The 19932-nt window shown below is 61.9% G+C and carries 13 protein-coding genes; 4 read left to right on the top strand and 9 right to left on the bottom strand.

From position 1 onward, the window contains the following. Positions 1-309: 309 nt before the first annotated feature. The 8 genes from GDV60_RS03150 to glnE form a co-directional block, all read right to left on the bottom strand. Positions 310-1761 carry a lipopolysaccharide kinase InaA family protein gene (locus GDV60_RS03150; protein WP_159906267.1) on the bottom strand — a complete coding sequence of 484 codons (1452 nt, stop codon included), beginning with the start codon at positions 1759-1761 and terminating at the stop codon, positions 310-312. Further along, positions 1761-2513, bottom strand: a complete 753-nt coding sequence (locus GDV60_RS03145) for a lipopolysaccharide kinase InaA family protein (RefSeq protein WP_159906265.1) — start codon at positions 2511-2513, stop codon at positions 1761-1763. Before GDV60_RS03145 ends, GDV60_RS03150 begins: the two co-directional genes overlap by 1 nt. Further along, positions 2510-3244: a lipopolysaccharide kinase InaA family protein gene (locus GDV60_RS03140; RefSeq protein ID WP_159906263.1), complete on the bottom strand. Its 735-nt coding sequence runs from the start codon at positions 3242-3244 to the stop codon at positions 2510-2512. The genes GDV60_RS03145 and GDV60_RS03140 overlap by 4 nt, the downstream gene beginning before the upstream one ends. After that, positions 3244-4050 (bottom strand): lipopolysaccharide core heptose(I) kinase RfaP, encoded by an 807-nt coding sequence (gene rfaP / locus GDV60_RS03135; protein WP_029299193.1) that lies wholly within the window; start codon positions 4048-4050, stop codon positions 3244-3246. Before rfaP ends, GDV60_RS03140 begins: the two co-directional genes overlap by 1 nt. Further along, a complete protein-coding gene (locus GDV60_RS03130; RefSeq protein WP_159906261.1) occupies positions 4050-5171 on the bottom strand; it encodes a glycosyltransferase family 4 protein in 1122 nt (373 codons plus the stop codon). The genes rfaP and GDV60_RS03130 overlap by 1 nt, the downstream gene beginning before the upstream one ends. Then, positions 5171-6232: a lipopolysaccharide heptosyltransferase I gene (gene waaC / locus GDV60_RS03125; RefSeq protein ID WP_032862116.1), complete on the bottom strand. Its 1062-nt coding sequence runs from the start codon at positions 6230-6232 to the stop codon at positions 5171-5173. Before waaC ends, GDV60_RS03130 begins: the two co-directional genes overlap by 1 nt. 1 nt (position 6233) lies before the next feature. Next, the gene (gene waaF / locus GDV60_RS03120) at positions 6234-7268 is read right to left on the bottom strand and encodes a lipopolysaccharide heptosyltransferase II (protein WP_029299199.1); all 1035 of its coding nucleotides are present in this window, start codon (positions 7266-7268) and stop codon (positions 6234-6236) included. A 198-nt stretch (positions 7269-7466) separates the two neighbouring features. Continuing rightward, positions 7467-10406 (bottom strand): bifunctional [glutamate--ammonia ligase]-adenylyl-L-tyrosine phosphorylase/[glutamate--ammonia-ligase] adenylyltransferase, encoded by a 2940-nt coding sequence (gene glnE, locus GDV60_RS03115; protein ID WP_133713939.1) that lies wholly within the window; start codon positions 10404-10406, stop codon positions 7467-7469. A gap of 383 nt (positions 10407-10789) precedes the next feature. Here glnE and aceE point away from each other — a divergent pair, with 383 nt between their 5' ends. The 4 genes from aceE (at position 10790) to msrA (ending at position 18912) form a co-directional block, all read left to right on the top strand. Then, positions 10790-13435, top strand: a complete 2646-nt coding sequence (aceE, locus tag GDV60_RS03110) for a pyruvate dehydrogenase (acetyl-transferring), homodimeric type (RefSeq protein ID WP_029299202.1) — start codon at positions 10790-10792, stop codon at positions 13433-13435. Positions 13436-13446: 11 nt separating this feature from the next. After that, positions 13447-15093, top strand: a complete 1647-nt coding sequence (gene aceF, locus GDV60_RS03105; RefSeq protein WP_092232975.1) for a dihydrolipoyllysine-residue acetyltransferase — start codon at positions 13447-13449, stop codon at positions 15091-15093. 413 nt (positions 15094-15506) lie between these two features. Further along, the gene (locus GDV60_RS03100; RefSeq protein ID WP_029299205.1) at positions 15507-18197 is read left to right on the top strand and encodes a bifunctional diguanylate cyclase/phosphodiesterase; all 2691 of its coding nucleotides are present in this window, start codon (positions 15507-15509) and stop codon (positions 18195-18197) included. Between the two features lie 67 nt (positions 18198-18264). Then, positions 18265-18912: a peptide-methionine (S)-S-oxide reductase MsrA gene (gene msrA / locus GDV60_RS03095; RefSeq protein WP_159906259.1), complete on the top strand. Its 648-nt coding sequence runs from the start codon at positions 18265-18267 to the stop codon at positions 18910-18912. Between the two features lie 52 nt (positions 18913-18964). On the opposite strand, the gene GDV60_RS03090 is transcribed toward msrA, so the two are convergent. After that, a complete protein-coding gene (locus GDV60_RS03090; RefSeq protein ID WP_070996495.1) occupies positions 18965-19801 on the bottom strand; it encodes a 23S rRNA (adenine(2030)-N(6))-methyltransferase RlmJ in 837 nt (278 codons plus the stop codon). Positions 19802-19932 lie beyond the last annotated feature (131 nt).

Raw genomic sequence — 19932 nt, 5'->3', positions numbered from 1 at the left:
CCACGCAACCTGTTAACGCAAAAGCTACATCCCCAACCCACAACTTTCAACAGCACAAAAAACTCAAATAAAGATCAAACATCACGAGATGTAAAACCACATAACCGAACACATACACACCCAATGAGAAGTATCGGACTAATCCGAGACAGAACTCCCCACATACACTTAAGATCAGTTTTTCATGACATGATTTTGCGCTCTCAAATAATTCGAGCGCACAACGACTCAACAATCATTAATCAATATACAAGATGAAACACTACGCATGAGCTGAGCCCGCCCTGTCAGGAGCGGGCAAGCGTGCAGCTACAGGACGCCGTCGATCCTGCTGGGCAAGCGCTGATCGATTACTCGATACAACGCGCTATCGACCGGCCAGTTGCGCATGAACCGCGCACGATCCTTGGCAAACGCCGGCGCAAAACTACTCAGTGAGCCGTGCTGGCACATCGAGTCCAGATCTATCAGCACCCAGCGCCCTCCCTGCCAGAACAGGTTGCGCCCCTTGAAGTCGCCATGACTGATCCGCTCGCGAATCAGTTCGCCAAACAGGCGCTCCAGGGCCAGCAGTTCGGGCTCGGGTACCTCGCCGCTTTCGACATAAGGGGCCAGATGCTCAATCAGGTCTGGCCCGGCCAAATGCTCGGTAACCAGATACGCCCGGCTGCGCAGCCAGAAAAAACGCCGCTCCAGAAGTGCCAGGGGCTTGGGCGTGGCGATCCCCAGGAACGTCAGGCGATTGCCTTCGTACCAGGCGTGCCAGGCGCGGCTTGGCCGCCAGAAGCGCTTGAGCAAGTGCACAAACCCCTTGATGTTGTAGCGCTTGATCACCAGTGGTCGCCCGGCCACATCCACTCGGGCCACCGTGGCCGAGGCGCCGGCCTTGTACATCTGGCCTTGGCCGATGAGCCCATCGACGTTTGCCAGTACCGGCAGCAGGGCCGCCTCCTCTTCCCGGCGGATCGCCCGCAGCCCAAAGGCCCCGCGCACCACGCTGAACAAGGTGCACTCGCGGCCGACCTTGCCCAGGAAGTCTTTCAAGCGCCAGGCCCGCACTTTGCGCACCTGCTTTTGCAGGGCTTCCAGGGGCAAGGCGTGTTCGCCATTGCTTAACAGGTAGTGCACCAACAATTCTTCGGTAAACGGCTCGAGGTCGCTCGGCAACTGGGCAAAAAACACCCCGAGGTTTTCCAGTACCCGGTTGCGTGACAGGGGCTTGCCCGCCTGTTCGACGCAGATCCCGCCACCATCGATCAAATACAGCTTGTCGCCCTGGCGCATCAGGTTGTCCAGGTGCAGGTCTTCCTGCCACAGGCCCTTGGTGTGCATCTGTGCAATCGCGCCCAGTGCTTCGGCCAACACAGCCTGCTGTTCATCCGCCAGAGGCGGCATGCTTTCAACCGCTGCCCAGGCCTCGGCCAGGCTGTGTGCGCCGTCGAGAAACTCGAACAACAGCCAGCCGCCCTCACCGTCTTGCAGACCGTCAGCCAGCAACAGCGGCGTGGTCAGGCCTTGCTCGGCCAGCAGGCGCACGCCCTGGAGTTCACGCTGGAAATGCCGGGCGGCGCTGCCACCCACCAGCAACTTGGCCAGCACCGGCCGGCCGCGCCAGATAGCCGCACCCACATAACGCTGGCCCGGCAACACCCGCAGCAGGCTCAGCAGCTGCAATTGCCCTGGGCCGGCCGCATCCGCCAACTCGATACTCAAGGGCAGCGCAGGCGTGCGCCCGGCATTTTTGAGTTCAGACAAGCGCATCAGCGGGCCTCCTTGTGACTGCGCCGCCCTGCCAGGTAACGTGCCCAGGTATCCACCAGGGAGCTGTCCACCGGCTGGTCGAGGTAGGCCGCCAGAAATTGCCGCACCTGCTCTGCTGTCCAGGCCCCGGCACGCCGCAGCAACGGCTCCAGGTCCTTGACCCGGTCACGCCGGCCCAGCAACAGCGGCCGGGTTTTTTCCAGGTCGATCAACTGCGCTGCGTAACCGTCGCCGGTGGCCTGCAGGAAGATATGCTTGGGGTAAAAACAGCCATGCACCTGGCCGACGCCATGGAGCTTGCGCGCCAAATGGCCGCAGGCCACGAGGATCGCATGGTGCTGGGCGTCGCTCAGGGCTGGCCACTGCTCCAGCAGCGAATCCAGGTCATTCCAGCCATCCAGCGCGCGGGTCAGCAGCAAGGCGCGGTATTCGCCCGCAACTTTGCGCTCACCATAAAAGGCGGCCTGCAAAGCCGGGATCGCCTTCTGCCGATAGCGGCTGATATTGCGAAACTCGCGGGCAAAGGTCGGCTCGCCAAACGGCCGATGCAGGGTGCGCGTCAGGTAGTTGCTCTGGCGCTTGAGGTAAAAACCGCGACCCTCCAGCTCCAGGCGAAACACGCTGCTCCAACCGCCGCGACTGGTGTTGGGCTCGTCCACTGCGTCCAGTTGCCTGGCCCACAGGGCATCAAAGTCAGCCAGGCCATTGCGCTCCAGCAAGGCCCGGTCTTCAGTTGCCAGGAAGTCATTCATTCGCGTCCCTCGAAAAACTTCAGTACATGGCGGATCCGCTGTTTATCCGATACGCCCAGGTGCTTGAGCCGACGATATTGCATGTAGAAGCGTAGGCGCTGGGTGGCAGACAAGTGGTATTTGGCAACCTTGTCCAGGCACGCCAAGTCCTTGGTGATCCGATACTTGAGCCAGAACCCGCGCCAGAAGTCACCGTTGGGGCAGTCGATCAGGTACAGGGTCTGCTGGTCGTCGATCAGCAGGTTGCGCCACTTCAAATCGTTGTGGGTAAAGCGGTGGTCGTGCATGGTCCGGGTGTATTCAGCGAGCTGGCGGCTGACCTTGTCGACCCACACCGGGTCGGACAACTGCGGGTCCTTGCGTTCAGCCAGGGCCGCCAGGTCTTCGGTGCGCGGCAACTCGCGGGTGATCATCGCCCCACGATCATAGGCCAGGCCCTTGCGCTCCAGGCCCCAGGCCACGACTTCGGCGGTTGGGATGCCCCACTTGGCGAAGCGCTTGAGGTTCTGCCACTCGGACTTGACCCGGGGCTTGCCCAGGTAACGGCGCAGGCCTTTGCCGGCGCCGGTGTAGCGCTTGACGTAATAGTTGATCCCGCCGCGCTCCACGCGAATGACTTCGGACAGCGGATCACGGGTCAGCCGCTCGCCCTGCAGGGCGAACACTGCGTCGAGGCTACCAAAATCGTCCACAAGCTCCGAGTAAGCAGGTTCCAGGTTCCAACCCGCCATCAGAGTGCACCTCCGTACCGGACTTTGCGGTCATAGAGCTTGCTGGCCTTACGCTCCAGCCACTGCAGCAACGCGCCTTCCTCGGCCAGGATCTGGCGCAGGGGCTGCTGGAAGTAGCCTTTGAGGAAACGCAACTTGTCGCGGCGGGTCAGGCCAATATCCAGGATCGAGAAATACAGGGCCGCCAAATCCTTGTTGCGCCAGCGCTGGCTGATGCGCGGCCGCACCTGGGCGCGGTGCAGGTCGATCACCGAGAGTTTGAAGTCATCGGCGGTTACCGGCTTGTCGGTGTGCAGCAGGAAGTGACAGATGTAGCAGTCACGATGGTTGACGCCAGCGCGATGCATCATCCCGGTCATGCGCGCCACTTCGGCAATCAGCGCGCGCTTGAGACGCGGCTCGGGCGGCTGCTTGAGCCAATCCATGCTCAAGTCTTCCAGGCTGATGGTCGGCGCCAGCTCTTCGGTGACAATAAAGGAATGCTGGTCGGCCGGGTTGGCGCCGCGTTCGCCATAGGCCACGGCGGTCATGGTCGGTACGCCAACTTCGTGCAGGCGCTGGATTGCCTGCCACTCCTGCCCGGCGCCCAGCACCGGCAACTTGGCGGTGAACAGGTTCTTGAAGATTTCACCCCAGCCGATGCCACGGTGGATTTTCACAAAGTAGCCGCGCCCATCCACCTCGGTACGCAAGGTACGACGGGCTTCCAGTTCACGGTAAACCTCACCGTCCAACAGCTCGACTTCGGCGAACGCATCGCGCCCGGCCCAAAGGCTCTTGAACGGTTCGGCAAGAATCAACTTCATCAGTGTTGCTCCGCCAGAATTACATCCGCAGCGTGCTGCGGCATGCTATAGAGGTCGGCCGTCTCGGCGAAGGCCAGACCATTGCGGCTCCAGGCCGCACGTTGCTGCTGATCGCTGAGCATCCCGGCCAGGTACTGGTTGAGCTGGGCCTGCTCGAACGGCTCGTCCAGCACACGCCCGCAATCGGCCTCGCGGATGTAATGGGCATACCCACACACCGCCGTGACCAACACCGGCAACCCGGCCACCACTGCTTCGAGCAGCACAGTCCCGGTATTTTCGTTGTACGCCGGGTGAATCAACAGGTCGGCGCCCAGCAGGAAACGCGGGATATCACTGCGCCCCTTGAGGAACTGCACGTTGTCGCCCAGCCCAAGGGTAGCACTCTGCAGTTGGAATACTTTGGGGTCGTCCTGGCCAATTACAAACAGGCGGGTGCGCTTTTTCAGATCCGCAGGCAGCGCCGCCAGCGCCTTGAGGCTGCGGTCCACGCCCTTGGTCTTGAAGCCCGAACCGATCTGCACCAGCAGCAAATCATCGTCCGCGAGGTTGAATTCGGCCCGGAACCCGGCCCGGATCTGGGCCGCATCCGGCGGCGCCCGACGATCCTGGGCGATGCCCGGCGGCAACAGGTGGAAGCGCTCCAGCGGCGTGTCGTAATGCTTGATAAACAGCGGCTGCTGGACCTCGGAGATCATCAGGACTTCAGTCTTGGCGTCCTTGGCAAACACCGCACGCTCGTACTCGGAAAAATGCCGATAGCGGCCAAAACTGCGGTACAGCGAGTGGCGCAGGTTCTGCGCCTTGTCTTCAAAACAGCCGTCTGCGGCGTAGTACACATCCAGGCCCGGCATTTTGTTGAAGCCGATCAAGCGGTCCACCGGGCGCTTGGCCAGGTCGGCCTGCATCCAGGCGGTCAATTTTTCGTTGCGCCGATGATTGAAGAACGCCTTGACCGGCGCCACCAGCACTTCAAAGCCCGGCGGGATGTCGCCTTCCCAGATCAGGGTGTAGACACGGATCTGGTGGCCGCGCTGCTGGCACTCCAGGGCGATGCGCATGAAGTCGCGCTGCAAGCCACCAAAGGGGAAATATTTGTACAGAACAAATGCCAGTTGCATCAGTGCAGCTCCTCAGCCAATAACAACGTGCTCAGTCGGCTGGCCACACGCTCAGGGTTCAGGCGAGTAAAGCACAGCGGCCACTCGCGCTTGAGATCAAACCGGCGCTGGTCTTCAGCGGTCGGTTGGTAGGTGCATTTCTTTTGCAGGCACGGCGCGCAGGGGAAATCGCTGCCCAAATGGATCTGCGCCTTGCCATACGCACCGGTCAGGCCCGGGTTGGTCGGGCCGAACAGAGAGATCGTCGGCACATCCAGCGCAGCGGCCAGATGCCCCAGGCCGGTATCCACGGCGACACAGGCCCGGGCACCAGCCAGGACGCGCGCCACACCGGCCAGATTCAATTTAGGCAACACTTCAGCGTTGGCCAGGCCTTGGGCCAGGCGCTCGGCCCGAGCCTTTTCGGCGGCATTGCCCCACGGCAACTTCACATCCACCCCCAGGCTGCCCATGCGTTCGGCCAGGTCGCGCCAGTAGGCTTCGGGCCAATGCTTGGTGTCCCAGGTGGTGCCGTGCAGCAGCAGTACGAACGGTTTCTTGGGCGGCAAGCCCAGCAGTTTTTCGGTGCTCAGGCCGTAATCCCCCAGGCCCTTGGGCAGGTCATAGCCCAGGGCCACGGCGAACAACTGGCGCAAGCGCTCAACTGCATGCTGGCCACGGGCAACCGCCAGGCGCCGGGAGTAGAAACGTGCGGCAATGGGCTCGCGGGCCGACTGCTTGTCGAAGCCGGCCACCGGCGCCCGCACATAGCGGGTCAGCCAGGCGCTTTTCAGCAGGCCCTGGGCGTCGATCACCAGGTCATATTTGGTGGACTGGATCTGCTTCTTGAAGCGCCGCCATTCGCCGCTCTTGAAGGTCTGCCAGAGGTTCTTGCGCCAGCGGCGAATCGCCACCGGGATCACCTTGTCCACCGCAGGATGCCAGGTGGGGATTTCGGCGAAGCCTTCCTCCACCACCCAGTCGAAGCGAATCCCCGGAATCGCCCGGGCCGCGTCGGTCAATGCCGGCAATGCGTGGATCACATCGCCCAGGGATGAGGTCTTGATTACCAGTACCCGCAACTCAATGAACCTCGACCACGTTGCCCTGCAACCGCTGCAAGGCCTCGGCTACCGAATCGGGCAGCAACTGACGCAGGCAATTGTAGTGGCCGAAACGGCAGGTGCGTTCAAAACACGGGCTGCAATCCAGGCCCAGGCGCACCACTTCCACCTTGTCGGCCAATGGCGGGGTGAAGCCTGGGGACGTGGAGCCATACACCGCCACCAGCGGGCGGTTCAGCGCAGCGGCCACATGCATCAGGCCGGAGTCGTTGGACACCACCGAATCGGCGCAGGACAGCAGGTCAATCGCCTCGGCCAGCGAGGTATCGCCACTGAGGTTGACCGCTTCTTCGCGCAGGCCGGGGATCAGGCGTTGGCGGATGTCTTCACCCACCGAGTGATCGTTTTTCGAGCCAAACAGCCAGACTTGCCAGCCTTCGCGGATTTTCAGCTCGGCGACCCTGGCGTAGTGCTCCGACGGCCAGCGCTTGGACTCGCCAAACTCGGCGCCCGGACACAGCGCCAGCACCGGCCGATCCAGGGTCAGGCCGAACTTGGCCAGGGCCGCATCGCGAGTAACCGGGTCGATTTGCAGGCTCGGCCGCGGATACGGCGTCGGCAACTCGGCATCAGGCGCGTAGGCCAGGGCCATGAAGCGCTCGATCATCAGCGGGTAGCGGGCCTTGTCGAGCTTGCGCACATCATTGAGCAAGCCATAGCGGAACTCGCCGCGCCAGCCGGTGCGCTTGGGGATGCCGGCAAAGAACGGCACCAGCGCCGACTTCATCGAGTTGGGCAGCAGGATCGCCTGGTCATACTGGCCGGCCAGGGACTTGCCGATGCGCCGTCGGGTCGCCAGCTCCAGCGCGCCATGGCCGAGCGGGAAGCTCAAGGCCTGCCGGACTTCAGGCATGCGCTCCAGGATCGGCCGGCTCCACTCGGGGGCGAGCACGTCGATTTGGCAGTCGGGATGACGCTGTTTCAGGCACTGGAACAGTGTCTGCGCCATCACCATGTCACCGACCCAACTGGGCCCAACGATCAGAATATTCATGTAGTTTCCACAAACGATTCGGGGAGGCTCATGCCTCCCCGCCTCGATAATTACTGTAGGTCACGGTTTGTGTGGGAGCGGGCTTGCCCGCGATAGCATCACCGCGTGCTGCCAGCCAGACCGCAGCGCCTGCATCGCGGGCAAGCCCGCTCCCACATAAAGCCGGTCTCCACATTCAATTGGGGTCGCTGTAGTGTTTTAGCTTAACCCCAGTTCTTGCCAGATCCGTTTCACCTGGCGCCGTTCGTCAGCAAACTGATCCCCGGCAACCACCCCAGCCTCGTTCTGCAGGGCCTGGCGATGGGCCGCCGAGCGGTAGGCCTTATACACCTCGCGCAACAGGTGGGCATCGGCGGCGGGCATCAGCCCGACCTGCTCCAGGCCTTCCAGGATGCGGATATTGTCGGTATAGCGTAGCAACGACGGATGTTGCGCAGACCACGCCAAAGCGGCGTATTGCACCATAAATTCAATATCGACGATACCTCCGGCGTCCTGCTTGAGATCGAACACCGCCGTGGGCTCGAAGGCATTCGCCGCCGTGCCGGCCCCGGTCGACTTGGTGCCCAGGTTGTCGCGCATCTTGGCGCGCATCTCGCTGACCTCCTGGCGCAGCTTCGCCAGGTCCTGTGTGCGCCCCAACACCTGCGCCCGCACGCCTTCAAACGCGCGGCCCACATCCTGGCTGCCGACCAATACCCGCGCCCGCACCAGGGCCTGATGCTCCCAGGTCCAGGCCTCGTTTTCCTGATAGCGGGCAAAGGCCCCCAGGGAGCTGACCAGCAGCCCGGATGCGCCAGAAGGTCGCAGGCGCATATCCACTTCGTACAATTGCCCGGAGTTGGTCTGGGTGGTCAACAGGTGAATGATCCGCTGGCCCAGGCGCGTAAAGAACTGCGCACCATCGATTGGCTTGGCGCCATCGGTTTCGGCCTGCGGGTCACCGTCATGGATAAACACCAGGTCCAGGTCCGAGCCATGTCCCAGCTCGATGCCGCCGACCTTGCCATAGCCGACGATGATAAATCCGGGATCGCACAAGGTGCCGTCCAGGCGCTGCGGCGTACCATGGCGGGCCACGGTCTGGCGCCAGGCCAGGGCCAGCACTTGCTCGAGAATGGCCTCGGCAAGCCAGGTCAGGTAGTCGCTGACCTTCATCAGCGGCAGGCTGCCGGCGATTTCCGACGCCGCTACGCGCAAGCGGTGGGCCAGCTTGAAGTGGCGCAGAGCTTCCATCTGCTGCTCAAGGTCATCCTCGGGGATGCGCGTGAGGCGCTCGCGCAATTCGGCGGCCAACTCCGGCGCCAAGGGCGGCTTGAACAGCCGGCCTTCGTTGAGCAATTCGTCCAGCAGCAGCGGGAAGCGGGTGATCTGCTCGGCAATCCATGGGCTGGCGGCGCACAGGGTCAACAGCCGACGCAGGGCGTCAGGGTTTTCGGTCAACAGCACCAGATAAGCGGACCGCCGCGCCACCGCTTCCACCAGCGGCAATACGCGCTCCAGCACCAGGTCCGGATTGGCGTGCTCGACCGCCTGGGCCAGCAGGCGCGGGATGAATGCATCCAACCGCTCACGCCCCAGGCGCTGCATCGCCCGCAACTGCGGGCTGCCGCGCAGGCTGGCCAGGGCCTTGAGGGCCTTGGGTGCGTCGGCAAAGCCACCTTCGGCCAATTGGCGGCAGGCCGCCTCTTCATTTTGGGATTCCTCCCACAGCGGCAACCACTCGCCGCCCACCACCAATTCGCTTTCTACACCCTCCTCTTCGTCCGGATCGGCAATCACCTGGCGAAAATGCCAGTCCACCCGGCCACGCCAGTACATCAATTGCTCATGGAACGCGGTCCAGTCGGCAAAGCCCATCATGAACGCGATCCGCGCCTGGTCTTCGTCAGTGTTGGGCAGCATCTGTGTCTGGCGATCAGCGATGGCCTGGATCGCATGTTCGGTGTAACGCAGGAATTCATAGCCGCTGCGCAGCTCGGCAATCACCGCCGGCGGCAGGTAGCCCTGGCCTTCCAGGGTGCCCAGCACCTTCAACAATGGCCGCTGTTGCAGGCTGAGGTCGCGCCCGCCGTGAATCAGCTGGAACGCCTGGGCGATAAACTCCACCTCGCGGATGCCGCCCGCGCCCAGCTTGATATTGTCGGCCATGCCCTTGCGCCGCACTTCCTGCTGGATCAACTGCTTCATGGTGCGCAGCGCTTCGATCGCGGAAAAGTCCAGGTAGCGCCGGTAGACGAACGGGCGCAGCAGGTCGAGCAATTGCGCACCCGCCACCTGGTCGCCGGCCACCACCCGCGCCTTGATCATCGCGTAGCGTTCCCAGTCGCGCCCCTGGTCCTGGTAGTACTGCTCCAAGGCATTGAAACTGAGCACCAGCGCCCCGGCTGAGCCATAAGGCCGCAAACGCATGTCGACACGGAACACAAAACCGTCGACGGTCATCGGGTCCAGGGCCTTGATCAGCTTCTGGCCCAGGCGGATAAAGAACTCCTGATTGTCCAGGGCACGCTTGGCGCCCACGGTCTCGCCGCCCTCGGGGTAGGCGAAGATCAGGTCGATGTCCGACGACAGGTTCAACTCCACCGCCCCCAGCTTGCCCATGCCGAGGATGACCATCTGCTGCGGCTCGCCGCTGCGCCCGCCGGTGGGGGTGCCGAATTGCGCGCAATGGCGCTGGTACAGCCACTGGTAAGCCTGGTCGATGCTGGCGTCGGCCATGTCCGACAGGTCGCGGCAGGTCTGCACCAGGTCCGCCTGTCGGGTCAGGTCGCGCCAGATAATCCGCACCTGCTGGCGGGTCCGCTGGCGACGCAGGACGCGGCCCAGCTCGTCTTCTGTTTCAGCCTGTTGCACCGCTGCGGCAATCTGCCCACACAGCTCATCGGGTGCAAAGCCGCGATCCAGTTCGCCCCAGGCCACCAGTTCCAGCAACATCAAAGGGTCACGAACACTCTGTTCAATCACAAAATCACTGGCGGCGCAGACACGGGCGAAGTCGGCCCAACGTTGCGGCGTCCACGCGGACAGGCCATGATCGGCATCCAGCGTGGCCGCTGCGTCACGAAATGACTGCTCGGCCCGGCTGGCAAACGGCAACAGAACGGCAGGGAGTTCAACCAGCATTGGAAGGCTCATGGTCTATCCTTGATCGGCGTGTAAATGGCTTGTGGCTGTGAACGCAAGAACCACGCTTGGCGAAGGACTGTCGAACAAAAGTTAGAAATAGCTGAAAATTCATTAATTTTGGCAGGCAACATTAAACTTCTACCTTTTCTTGTTCGCAAAAGATCAACAATAACGATTATGCTCACCAGCCAGACCGAGTCATACACTCAGTCTTGTGTAGTTTTACTACTCGTATATACATTCGAAAGGCTGAAATGGCCGACGATTTGTAGTAAAACTACAGGACGCCGAAGCAACCTTCGGCCATCCAAGAATTTATGTCGTCTGCCCACAAGGCCAGTCGCAAACTTCAGGCAACCGATTCTGGTAGCCTTTCCGCCCTGGAGCAAGCCATGCAAGACCTCGATCCCGTCGAAACCCAGGAATGGCTGGACGCCCTGGAATCGGTTCTCGACAAAGAAGGCGAAGACCGTGCGCATTACCTGATGACCCGTATGGGCGAACTCGCGACCCGCAGCGGCTCGCAACTGCCTTACGCCATCACCACGCCATACCGCAACACCATCCCCGTTACCCACGAAGCACGCATGCCTGGCGACCTGTTCATGGAACGCCGCATTCGCTCGCTGGTACGCTGGAACGCGATGGCGATGGTTATGCGCACGAACTTGAAAGATTCTGACCTGGGCGGTCACATCTCCAGCTTCGCTTCCAGCGCAACCCTGTATGACATCGGCTTCAACTACTTCTTCCAGGCCCCGACCGACGAACACGGCGGCGACCTGATCTACTTCCAGGGCCACACCTCGCCAGGCGTCTACGCCCGTGCGTTCATGGAAGGTCGCATCACCGAAGACCAGATGAACAACTTCCGCCAGGAAGTCGACGGTGGCGGCCTGTCGTCGTACCCGCACCCTTGGCTGATGCCTGACTTCTGGCAGTTCCCGACCGTTTCCATGGGTCTGGGCCCGATCCAGGCGATTTACCAGGCACGTTTCATGAAGTACCTGGAAGCCCGTGGCTTCATCCCCGAAGGCAAGCAGAAAGTCTGGTGCTTCCTGGGCGACGGCGAGTGTGACGAGCCGGAATCCCTGGGCGCCATCTCCCTGGCCGGCCGCGAGAAGCTGGACAACCTGATCTTCGTCATCAACTGCAACCTGCAGCGCCTCGACGGCCCGGTTCGCGGCAACGGCAAGATCATCCAGGAACTCGAAGGCGTGTTCCGCGGTGCCCAATGGAACGTGACCAAAGTCATCTGGGGTCGTTTCTGGGACCCACTGCTGGCCAAGGACGTCGACGGCATCCTGCAACGTCGCATGGACGAAGTCATCGACGGCGAGTACCAGAACTACAAGGCCAAAGACGGCGCATTCGTACGTGAACACTTCTTCAACACGCCTGAACTCAAGGCGATGGTTGCTGACCTCTCCGACGACGAGATCTGGAAACTCAACCGTGGCGGCCACGACCCGTACAAGGTCTACGCGGCGTACCACGAAGCGGTCAACCACAAAGAACAACCTACCGTCATCCTGGCCAAGACCATCAAGGGTTATGGCACCGGTGCCGGCGAAGCGAAGAACACTGCGCACAACACCAAGAAAGTCGACGTCGACAGCCTGAAGTTGTTCCGTGACCGCTTCGACATCCCGGTCAAGGATGAAGAGCTGGAGAACCTGCCGTTCTTCAAGCCAGAGCCGAACAGCGCCGAAGCCCGCTACCTCAGCGAGCGTCGCACTGCCCTGGGTGGTTTCGTGCCACAGCGCCGCGCCCAGAGCTTCAGCGTACCGACACCGGACCTCAGCACCCTCAAGGCAATCCTTGATGGTTCGGGCGACCGTGAAATCTCCACCACCATGGCCTTCGTGCGGATCCTCGCGCAGCTGGTCAAGGACAAGGAAATCGGCCCGCGCATCGTCCCGATCATCCCGGACGAAGCCCGTACCTTCGGTATGGAAGGCATGTTCCGCCAGTTGGGCATCTACTCCTCCGTCGGCCAGCTCTACGAGCCAGTCGATAAAGACCAGGTGATGTTCTACAAGGAAGACAAGAAGGGCCAGATCCTCGAAGAAGGCATCAACGAAGCGGGCGCCATGAGCTCCTTCATCGCTGCCGGTACTTCGTACTCCAGCCACAACCAGCCAATGCTGCCGTTCTACATCTTCTACTCGATGTTCGGCTTCCAGCGTATTGGCGACCTGGCTTGGGCAGCAGGCGACAGCCGTACCCGTGGCTTCCTGATCGGCGGCACCGCCGGCCGTACCACGCTCAACGGCGAAGGCCTGCAACACGAAGACGGTCACAGCCACATCCTGGCTGCCACCATCCCGAACTGCCGCACCTTTGATCCAACCTACGGCTACGAGCTGGCGGTGATCATCCAGGACGGCATGAAGAAGATGACCGAAGAGCAGCAGGACGTTTTCTACTACATCACCGTGATGAACGAGTCCTACCAGCAACCTGCCATGCCGGCCGGTGTTGAAGAAGGCATCATCAAGGGCATGTACCTGCTCGAAGAAGACACCAAGGAAGCGGCACACCACGTACAGCTGATGGGCTCCGGCACCATCCTGCGCGAAGTGCGTGAAGCGGCGAAGATCCTGCGTGAAGAGTTCAACGTCGGCGCTGACGTGTGGAGCGTTACCAGCTTCAACGAACTGCGTCGCGACGGCCTGGCCGTGGAACGCAGCAACCGCCTGCACCCAGGCCAGAAGCCTGCGCTGAGCTACGTCGAAGAGTGCCTGGCTGGCCGTAAAGGTCCGGTTATCGCCTCTACCGACTACATGAAGCTGTTTGCTGAACAAATTCGCCAGTGGGTCCCGTCCAAGGAATTCAAAGTGCTGGGCACCGACGGTTTCGGCCGCAGTGACAGCCGCAAGAAGCTGCGTCACTTCTTCGAAGTCGATCGTCACTTCGTGGTGTTGGCAGCCCTGGAAGCCTTGGCTGACCGTGGAGAGATCGAACCCAAGGTGGTGGCTGACGCCATCGTCAAGTTCGGGATCAACCCGGAAAAACGCAACCCACTGGACTGCTGAGGAAACTATCTGTGAGCGAGCTCATTCGCGTACCTGACATCGGCAGCGGTGAAGGTGAAGTAATTGAACTGTTTGTGAAGGTCGGCGACAAAGTCGAAGCCGACCAGAGCATCCTGACCCTGGAATCGGACAAGGCGAGCATGGAAATCCCTGCTCCCAAGGCCGGCGTGGTCAAGAGCCTGAAAGTGAAGCTGGGCGACCGCCTGAAAGAAGGCGACGAACTGCTGGAGCTGGAAATCGAAGGAGCCGCTGACGCGGCCCCGGCGGCGGCACCTGCTGCAGCTGCTGACCCTGCGCCGGCTGAAAAGCCCGCTGCTGCTGCCGAGGCCCCAGCGGCCCCGGCTGCTGCACCGGCAGCGGCCACCGTTCAGGACATTCACGTCCCGGACATCGGTTCGTCGGGCAAGGCCAAGATCATCGAGCTGCTGGTCAAGGTCGGCGACACCGTCGAAGCCGACCAGTCGCTGATCACCCTGGAGTCCGACAAGGCCTCCATGGAAATCCCTTCGCCGGCTGCCGGCGTGGTGGAAAGCATCGCGGTCAAGCTGGAAGACGAAGTCGGCACTGGCGACTTCATCCTCAAGCTGAAAGTCGCGGGCGGCGCAGCTCCTGCTGCAGCCCCTGCACCAGCCGCTGCTGCTCCGGCCGCCAAGGCTGAAGCTGCACCTGCCGCCGCCCCGGCTCCTGCGGCAAAAGCCGAGGCCGCTCCGGCCCCGGCTGCTGCCCCTGCGCCAAGTGGGGCCAAGGCCCACGCCGGCCCTGCCGTGCGTCAATTGGCCCGTGAATTCGGTGTCGAGTTGAGTGCTGTCAGCCCTACCGGCCCACACGGTCGCGTGCTCAAGGAAGACGTGCAGGTCTACGTCAAATCCATGATGCAAAAAGCCAAGGAAGCTCCGGCTGCCGGCGCCGCCACCGGTGGCTCAGGCATTCCGCCGATCCGCACCGTGGACTTCAGCCGCTTCGGTGAAATCGAAGAAGTGCCGATGACCCGCCTGATGCAAATCGGCGCGGCCGGTCTGCACGCCAGCTGGCTGAACATTCCGCACGTGACTCAGTTCGACCAGGCCGACATCACCGACCTGGAAGCTTTCCGCGTTGCGCAGAAAGCCGTGGCCGAGAAGGCCGGCGTGAAACTGACCGTACTGCCACTGCTGCTCAAGGCCTGTGCGCACCTGCTCAAGGAACTGCCGGACTTCAACAGTTCGCTGGCACCAAGCGGCAAAGCGATCATTCGCAAGAAGTACGTGCACATCGGCTTTGCGGTCGACACCCCGGATGGCCTGCTGGTACCGGTCATCAAGAACGTCGACCAGAAGAGCCTGCTGCAACTTGCTGGCGAAGCCGCGGCACTGGCTGCCAAGGCCCGCGACAAGAAGCTGACTCCGGACGACATGCAAGGCGCCTGCTTCACCATCTCCAGCCTCGGGCACATTGGCGGCACTGGCTTCACGCCAATCGTCAACGCGCCGGAAGTGGCGATCCTCGGTGTTTCCAAGGCCACTATCCAGCCTGTGTGGGACGGCAAGGCCTTCCAGCCGAAGCTGATGCTGCCACTGTCGCTGTCCTACGATCACCGTGTGATCAATGGCGCGGCCGCTGCACGCTTCACCCAGCGCCTGAGCCAGTTGCTGAACGATATCCGCACCATCCTGCTGTAACCCGCAGCAGCCTCCCCCTTCATCGGGGGAGGCTGGCTGCACGATTTCCGAGCGCCACGCTCGTACCTCAACCCCGCCAATTTGGCGGGGCTTTTTTTGCCTGTTTGAATTGCCCATGCCCCTTCTGTAGGAGCGAGCTTGCTCGCGAAAAACTCAAAGACGCCACACTCATTCAGGTCAGGCGCGTTATCGTTAACGATTTTCGCGAGCAAGCTCGCTCCTACAAAGGGCATGCAGGATAACCGTCCATCATTGCGACTGTAGAAAACCGCTGCGCGGCCGATAACCCACTTATAGCACTTAGCCTTCATCCTCTCTTGTCAGTCCGCGCTGCATGATGCAACCTTGCCGCAGACAGCAGTAAAGAGGGCGATAGCCCGGCGCGATGCGCATTTTTCCAAGCGAGTTCCCCCATGAAAAGCCAACCCGATGTCGCCCGAACGGCGGCCGAGGTCGTGACGCAATTACCGGTGCCTTCGCGCCTCGGTATGCTGCGTTTCGAACGGCTTAATGAGGCTAGCTGGGCGCTGCTGTACCTCGATCCCAATTGTGAACGCCAATTCGGCTTGCCCGCAGTAGAGCTGTGCTCGCTGCTCGGCGCCCCCTACGCCAGCCTGATGGAACCCCAGGCACGCTACCAGTTGCATGATGCGATCCAGCAGCAACTGACCGCCAGCCCCCATTACCTGGTGCGCTACACCCTGCACACCAACGACGGCCCGCTGAGCCTGCTGGAGGTGGGCGAGGCCTACAAGCAACACAATCGTCACTTGCTGCGCGGCTACCTGATGGTGGTAGACGGCTTGTTCAGCAACCTGGCACCGATGCCCGCCGCCGACCTGGAAGACCAGAACAGCCGCCTGCAGATCGCCCTGGAGCTCAACCAGCGCGCGCAACAGGAGCAGTTGCAACACCTGGAGCGGGTGCGCGCCCAGCAGGAACTGATCCTGCTGCTGGCCCGCCAGCGCTACAGCACCACCAACTCCCTGCAAGAAGCCGCCGAACTGATCACCCGCAGCGCCTGTGATATCTACCAGATCGACTGCGCCAGCATCTGGAACCTCGAAGGCCAGCAACTGGTGCCGATCTCTGCGTTTCATCGCGCCGACCAACAGCACCATATGCCGGCACCGATCGATGCCAGTGGCTTCCCGGACTACCTCGAAGCCCTGCACAGCAGCCGTGCCATCGACGCCAGCAATGCAATGCGCGACCCGCGCACCCGGGAAATGGTCGAAAGCCTGCGGCCCATGGACATCCATGCAATGCTCGACGCCAGTATCCGTGTCGATGGTCAGGTCGTGGGCGTGCTCTGCCTGGAGCAAAGCACTGGCACCCGGGATTGGCTGTCCGATGAGATCGCCTTTGCCGGCGAGTTGGCCGACCAGTTCGCCCAGGTCATCAACAACCACAATCGTCGCACCGCCACCAGCGCCCTGCACCTGTTCCAGCGCGCGGTTGAGCAAAGTGCCAATGCCTTCCTGCTGGTCAATTGCGACGGCGTGGTGGAATACGTCAACCCCAGCTTCACCGCGATCACCCAGTACAGCACCGAGGAAGTCCACGGCCATCGCCTGGCCCAGTTGCCGGCCCTGGAAAACCTCAGCGAACTGTTGTTCGACGCCCCTTCCAGCCTGGCCAAGAGCAACAGTTGGCAGGGCGAATTCAAGAGCCGGCGCAAAAACCTCGAGCCGTACTGGGGCCAGCTGTCGATTTCCAAGGTCTATGGCGACAACCGCGAACTGACCCACTACATCGGCATCTACGAAGACATCACCCAGACCAAGCTCGCCCAGCAGCGTATCGAGCGCCTGGCCTACACCGACAACCTGACCAACCTGGGCAACCGTCCGGCGTTTATCCGCAACCTCGATGAGCGCTTTGCCCGTGACAGCGACGCGCCTATCAGCCTGCTGCTGGTGGACATCGACAACTTCAAGCGGATCAATGACAGCCTCGGCCACCAGACCGGCGACAAGCTGCTGATCAGCCTGGCCCGGCGCCTGCGCAACAGCCTCAATGCCGGCGGCAGCCTGGCGCGCTTTGCCAGTAACGAATTTGCAGTGCTGCTGGATAACGCCGACCTTGAGGTCGGCCAGCAAATGGCCTCCCAGCTGTTGATGACCCTCGACAAACCGATGTTCGTCGACAACCAGTTGATCAGTGTCACCGGCTCCGTGGGCCTGGCCTGCGCGCCGCTGCATGGCCGCGACCCGCAGACCTTGATGCGCAACGCCGGCCTGGCGCTGCACAAGGCCAAGGCCAACGGCAAGCACCAGGTACAGGTGTTTACCGAGGCGCTGAATGCCGAGGCCAGTTACAAACTGTTCGTCGAAAACAACCTGCGCCGCGCCCTGACCCAGAACGAGCTGGACGTGTTCTACCAGCCCAAGCTGTGCCTGCGCAGCGGCCGCTTGCTGGGCATGGAAGCGCTGCTGCGCTGGAACCACCCGGAAAAGGGCATGATCCGTCCGGACCAGTTCATCAGCGTCGCGGAAGAGACGGGGCTGATCATCCCCATCGGCAAATGGATCGCGCGCCAGGCCTGCCGCATGAGCAAGCAGTTGAGCGCCGCCGGCATGGGCAACCTGCAGGTGGCGATCAACCTGTCGCCCAAGCAGTTTTCCGACCCGGACCTGGTGGCCTCCATCGCCAGCATCCTCAAGGAAGAACAACTGCCGGCCAATCTGCTGGAGCTGGAGCTGACCGAAGGCCTGCTGCTGGAGGCCACCGAAGATACGCGCCTGCAACTGGACCAGTTGAAGAGCTTCGGCCTGACCCTGGCCATGGATGATTTCGGCACCGGCTACTCATCCCTGAGTTACCTGAAGAAATTCCCCATCGACATCATCAAGATCGACCGCAGCTTTATCCATGAAATCCCGGACAACCAGGACGACATGGAAATCACCTCGGCGGTGATCGCCATGGCGCACAACCTCAAGCTCAAGGTGGTCGCCGAAGGCATCGAGACCGCCGAGCAACTGGCGTTCCTGCGCCGCCATCGATGCGACGTCGGCCAGGGCTACCTGTTCGACCGGCCAATCCCCGGCTCCGAGTTGCTGGACAAGCTCAAACGCTATCCACGCGGGCCAATCGCCTGACAGCGCTGTAACACTCGGGCACACTGGTGGTCTGAACTGTTAACTCAACCTGACGAGAGGACTGATCATGGTCTTGCGCTCGGAAATCCTGGTGAATAAAAACGTGCTACCGACTGCCGAACAAGCCCTGCCTGGTCGTGAAACCCAGATGAACCTGCCCGAGACACACTTCGTCAACGGCAACCCGCTGCTGGGCCCGTTCATGGACGATGTGGGTTTTGCGATCTTTGGCCTGGGGTGTTTCTGGGGTGCCGAACGTAAGTTCTGGCAGCGCGATGGTGTGGTCAGCACCGTGGTCGGCTACGCCGGCGGCTTCACACCCAACCCGACCTATGAAGAAGTCTGCTCGGGCCTGACCGGCCATAGCGAAGTGGTGCTGGTGGTGTATGACCAGGCCAAACTCAAGTACGAAGACCTGTTGAAGATGTTCTGGGAGCTGCACAACCCGACCCAGGGCATGCGCCAGGGCAATGATATTGGCAGCCAGTATCGCTCGGTGATCTACGCCACCACCCCTGAGCAACTGGACGCGGCCAAGGCCAGTGCACAGGCTTACCAGGAAGAGCTGACCAAGGCCGGCCTGGGGGAAATCACCACTGAAATCGACCAGGCACCGACGGTGTACTTCGCCGAGGCCTATCACCAGCAGTACCTGGCGAAGAATCCGCAGGGTTACTGCGGGATCGGCGGGACTGGCGTGACCTGCCCGATCTGACCTCAAAAGCATCGCGGGCAAGCCCGCGATAGCACTCTAAAGAGCGATGCCGTTACTCAGCAATCAGCCAATCCATCTGCCACCCACCCTGGGTCTGTCCCAGTTTCTTCGACAGCCACGGCAGCAGCTCACGCAACTCCTCCTCAAGGCCCCACGGCGGGTTGGCAATCGCCAGGCCCGAGCCGGTCAGGGTGTTGGGGGTGTCCAGCGGATGCACCAGCAATTCCACGCGCAGCAGCTTTGGCGCGCCGGTGCCGGCCAGGTCCTGATAGAAGCGGCGCAACATACGCTGGTCCTTCACCGGGTACCAGATCGCGGCGACCGTCTGGCGCATGCGGCCCACGGCTTCCTTGAGGGAGGCGGCGCAGCGCTGCATCTCATCGAGTTTTTCGAAAGGCGGGTCGATCAACATCAAGGCACGCTTTTCCGGCACCGGCAGCAAGGCCCGTGGCACATGCCAACCTTCGCCCAGATGGACCTTCACGCGGCGGTCGCCCTTCATGTTGTCCTTGAGCAGCACGCCGTCTTCGGGGTGTTTTTCGTTAAGCAGCACGCGGTCTTGCGGCCGGGTCAGGCGCCGCGCCAGTTCTGGCGAACCTGGGTAATAGCGCAATTGGCCATCCGGGTTCATCTCGTGCAGCACCTGCATGTAGTCAGCGGTCAGCGCCGGCAGGTCCGCCTCGCCCCACAGGCGGGCGATGCCTTCCAGGTATTCACCGGTGCGGTTGGCCTGGTCGCCCTGCAGGTCGTACAGACCGATCCCTGCGTGGGTGTCGAGATAGGCAAACGGCTGCTCCTTGCGCGACATCAGGGCGATGAGGCGGGTCAAGGTCAGGTGTTTGAAGACATCGGCGTGGTTGCCGGCGTGAAAGGCGTGACGATAATTCATGGTTGCTCCTGCGCAGGGGGCGAAGTTTACCTTTTACGCGGGCAAAGGTGCAGGGCCGCATGCCAGGCGGTGCTTATGCCGCAAACGTAGGGGCAGCACCGAAAACGTTCTAGCCGCTTATGTTGGAGCGG

This window comes from Pseudomonas sp. DTU12.1, from assembly GCF_009873475.1.
Classification (GTDB): Bacteria; Pseudomonadota; Gammaproteobacteria; order Pseudomonadales; family Pseudomonadaceae; genus Aquipseudomonas; species Aquipseudomonas proteolytica.
This window is presented reverse-complemented; position numbering and strand designations above follow the sequence as displayed.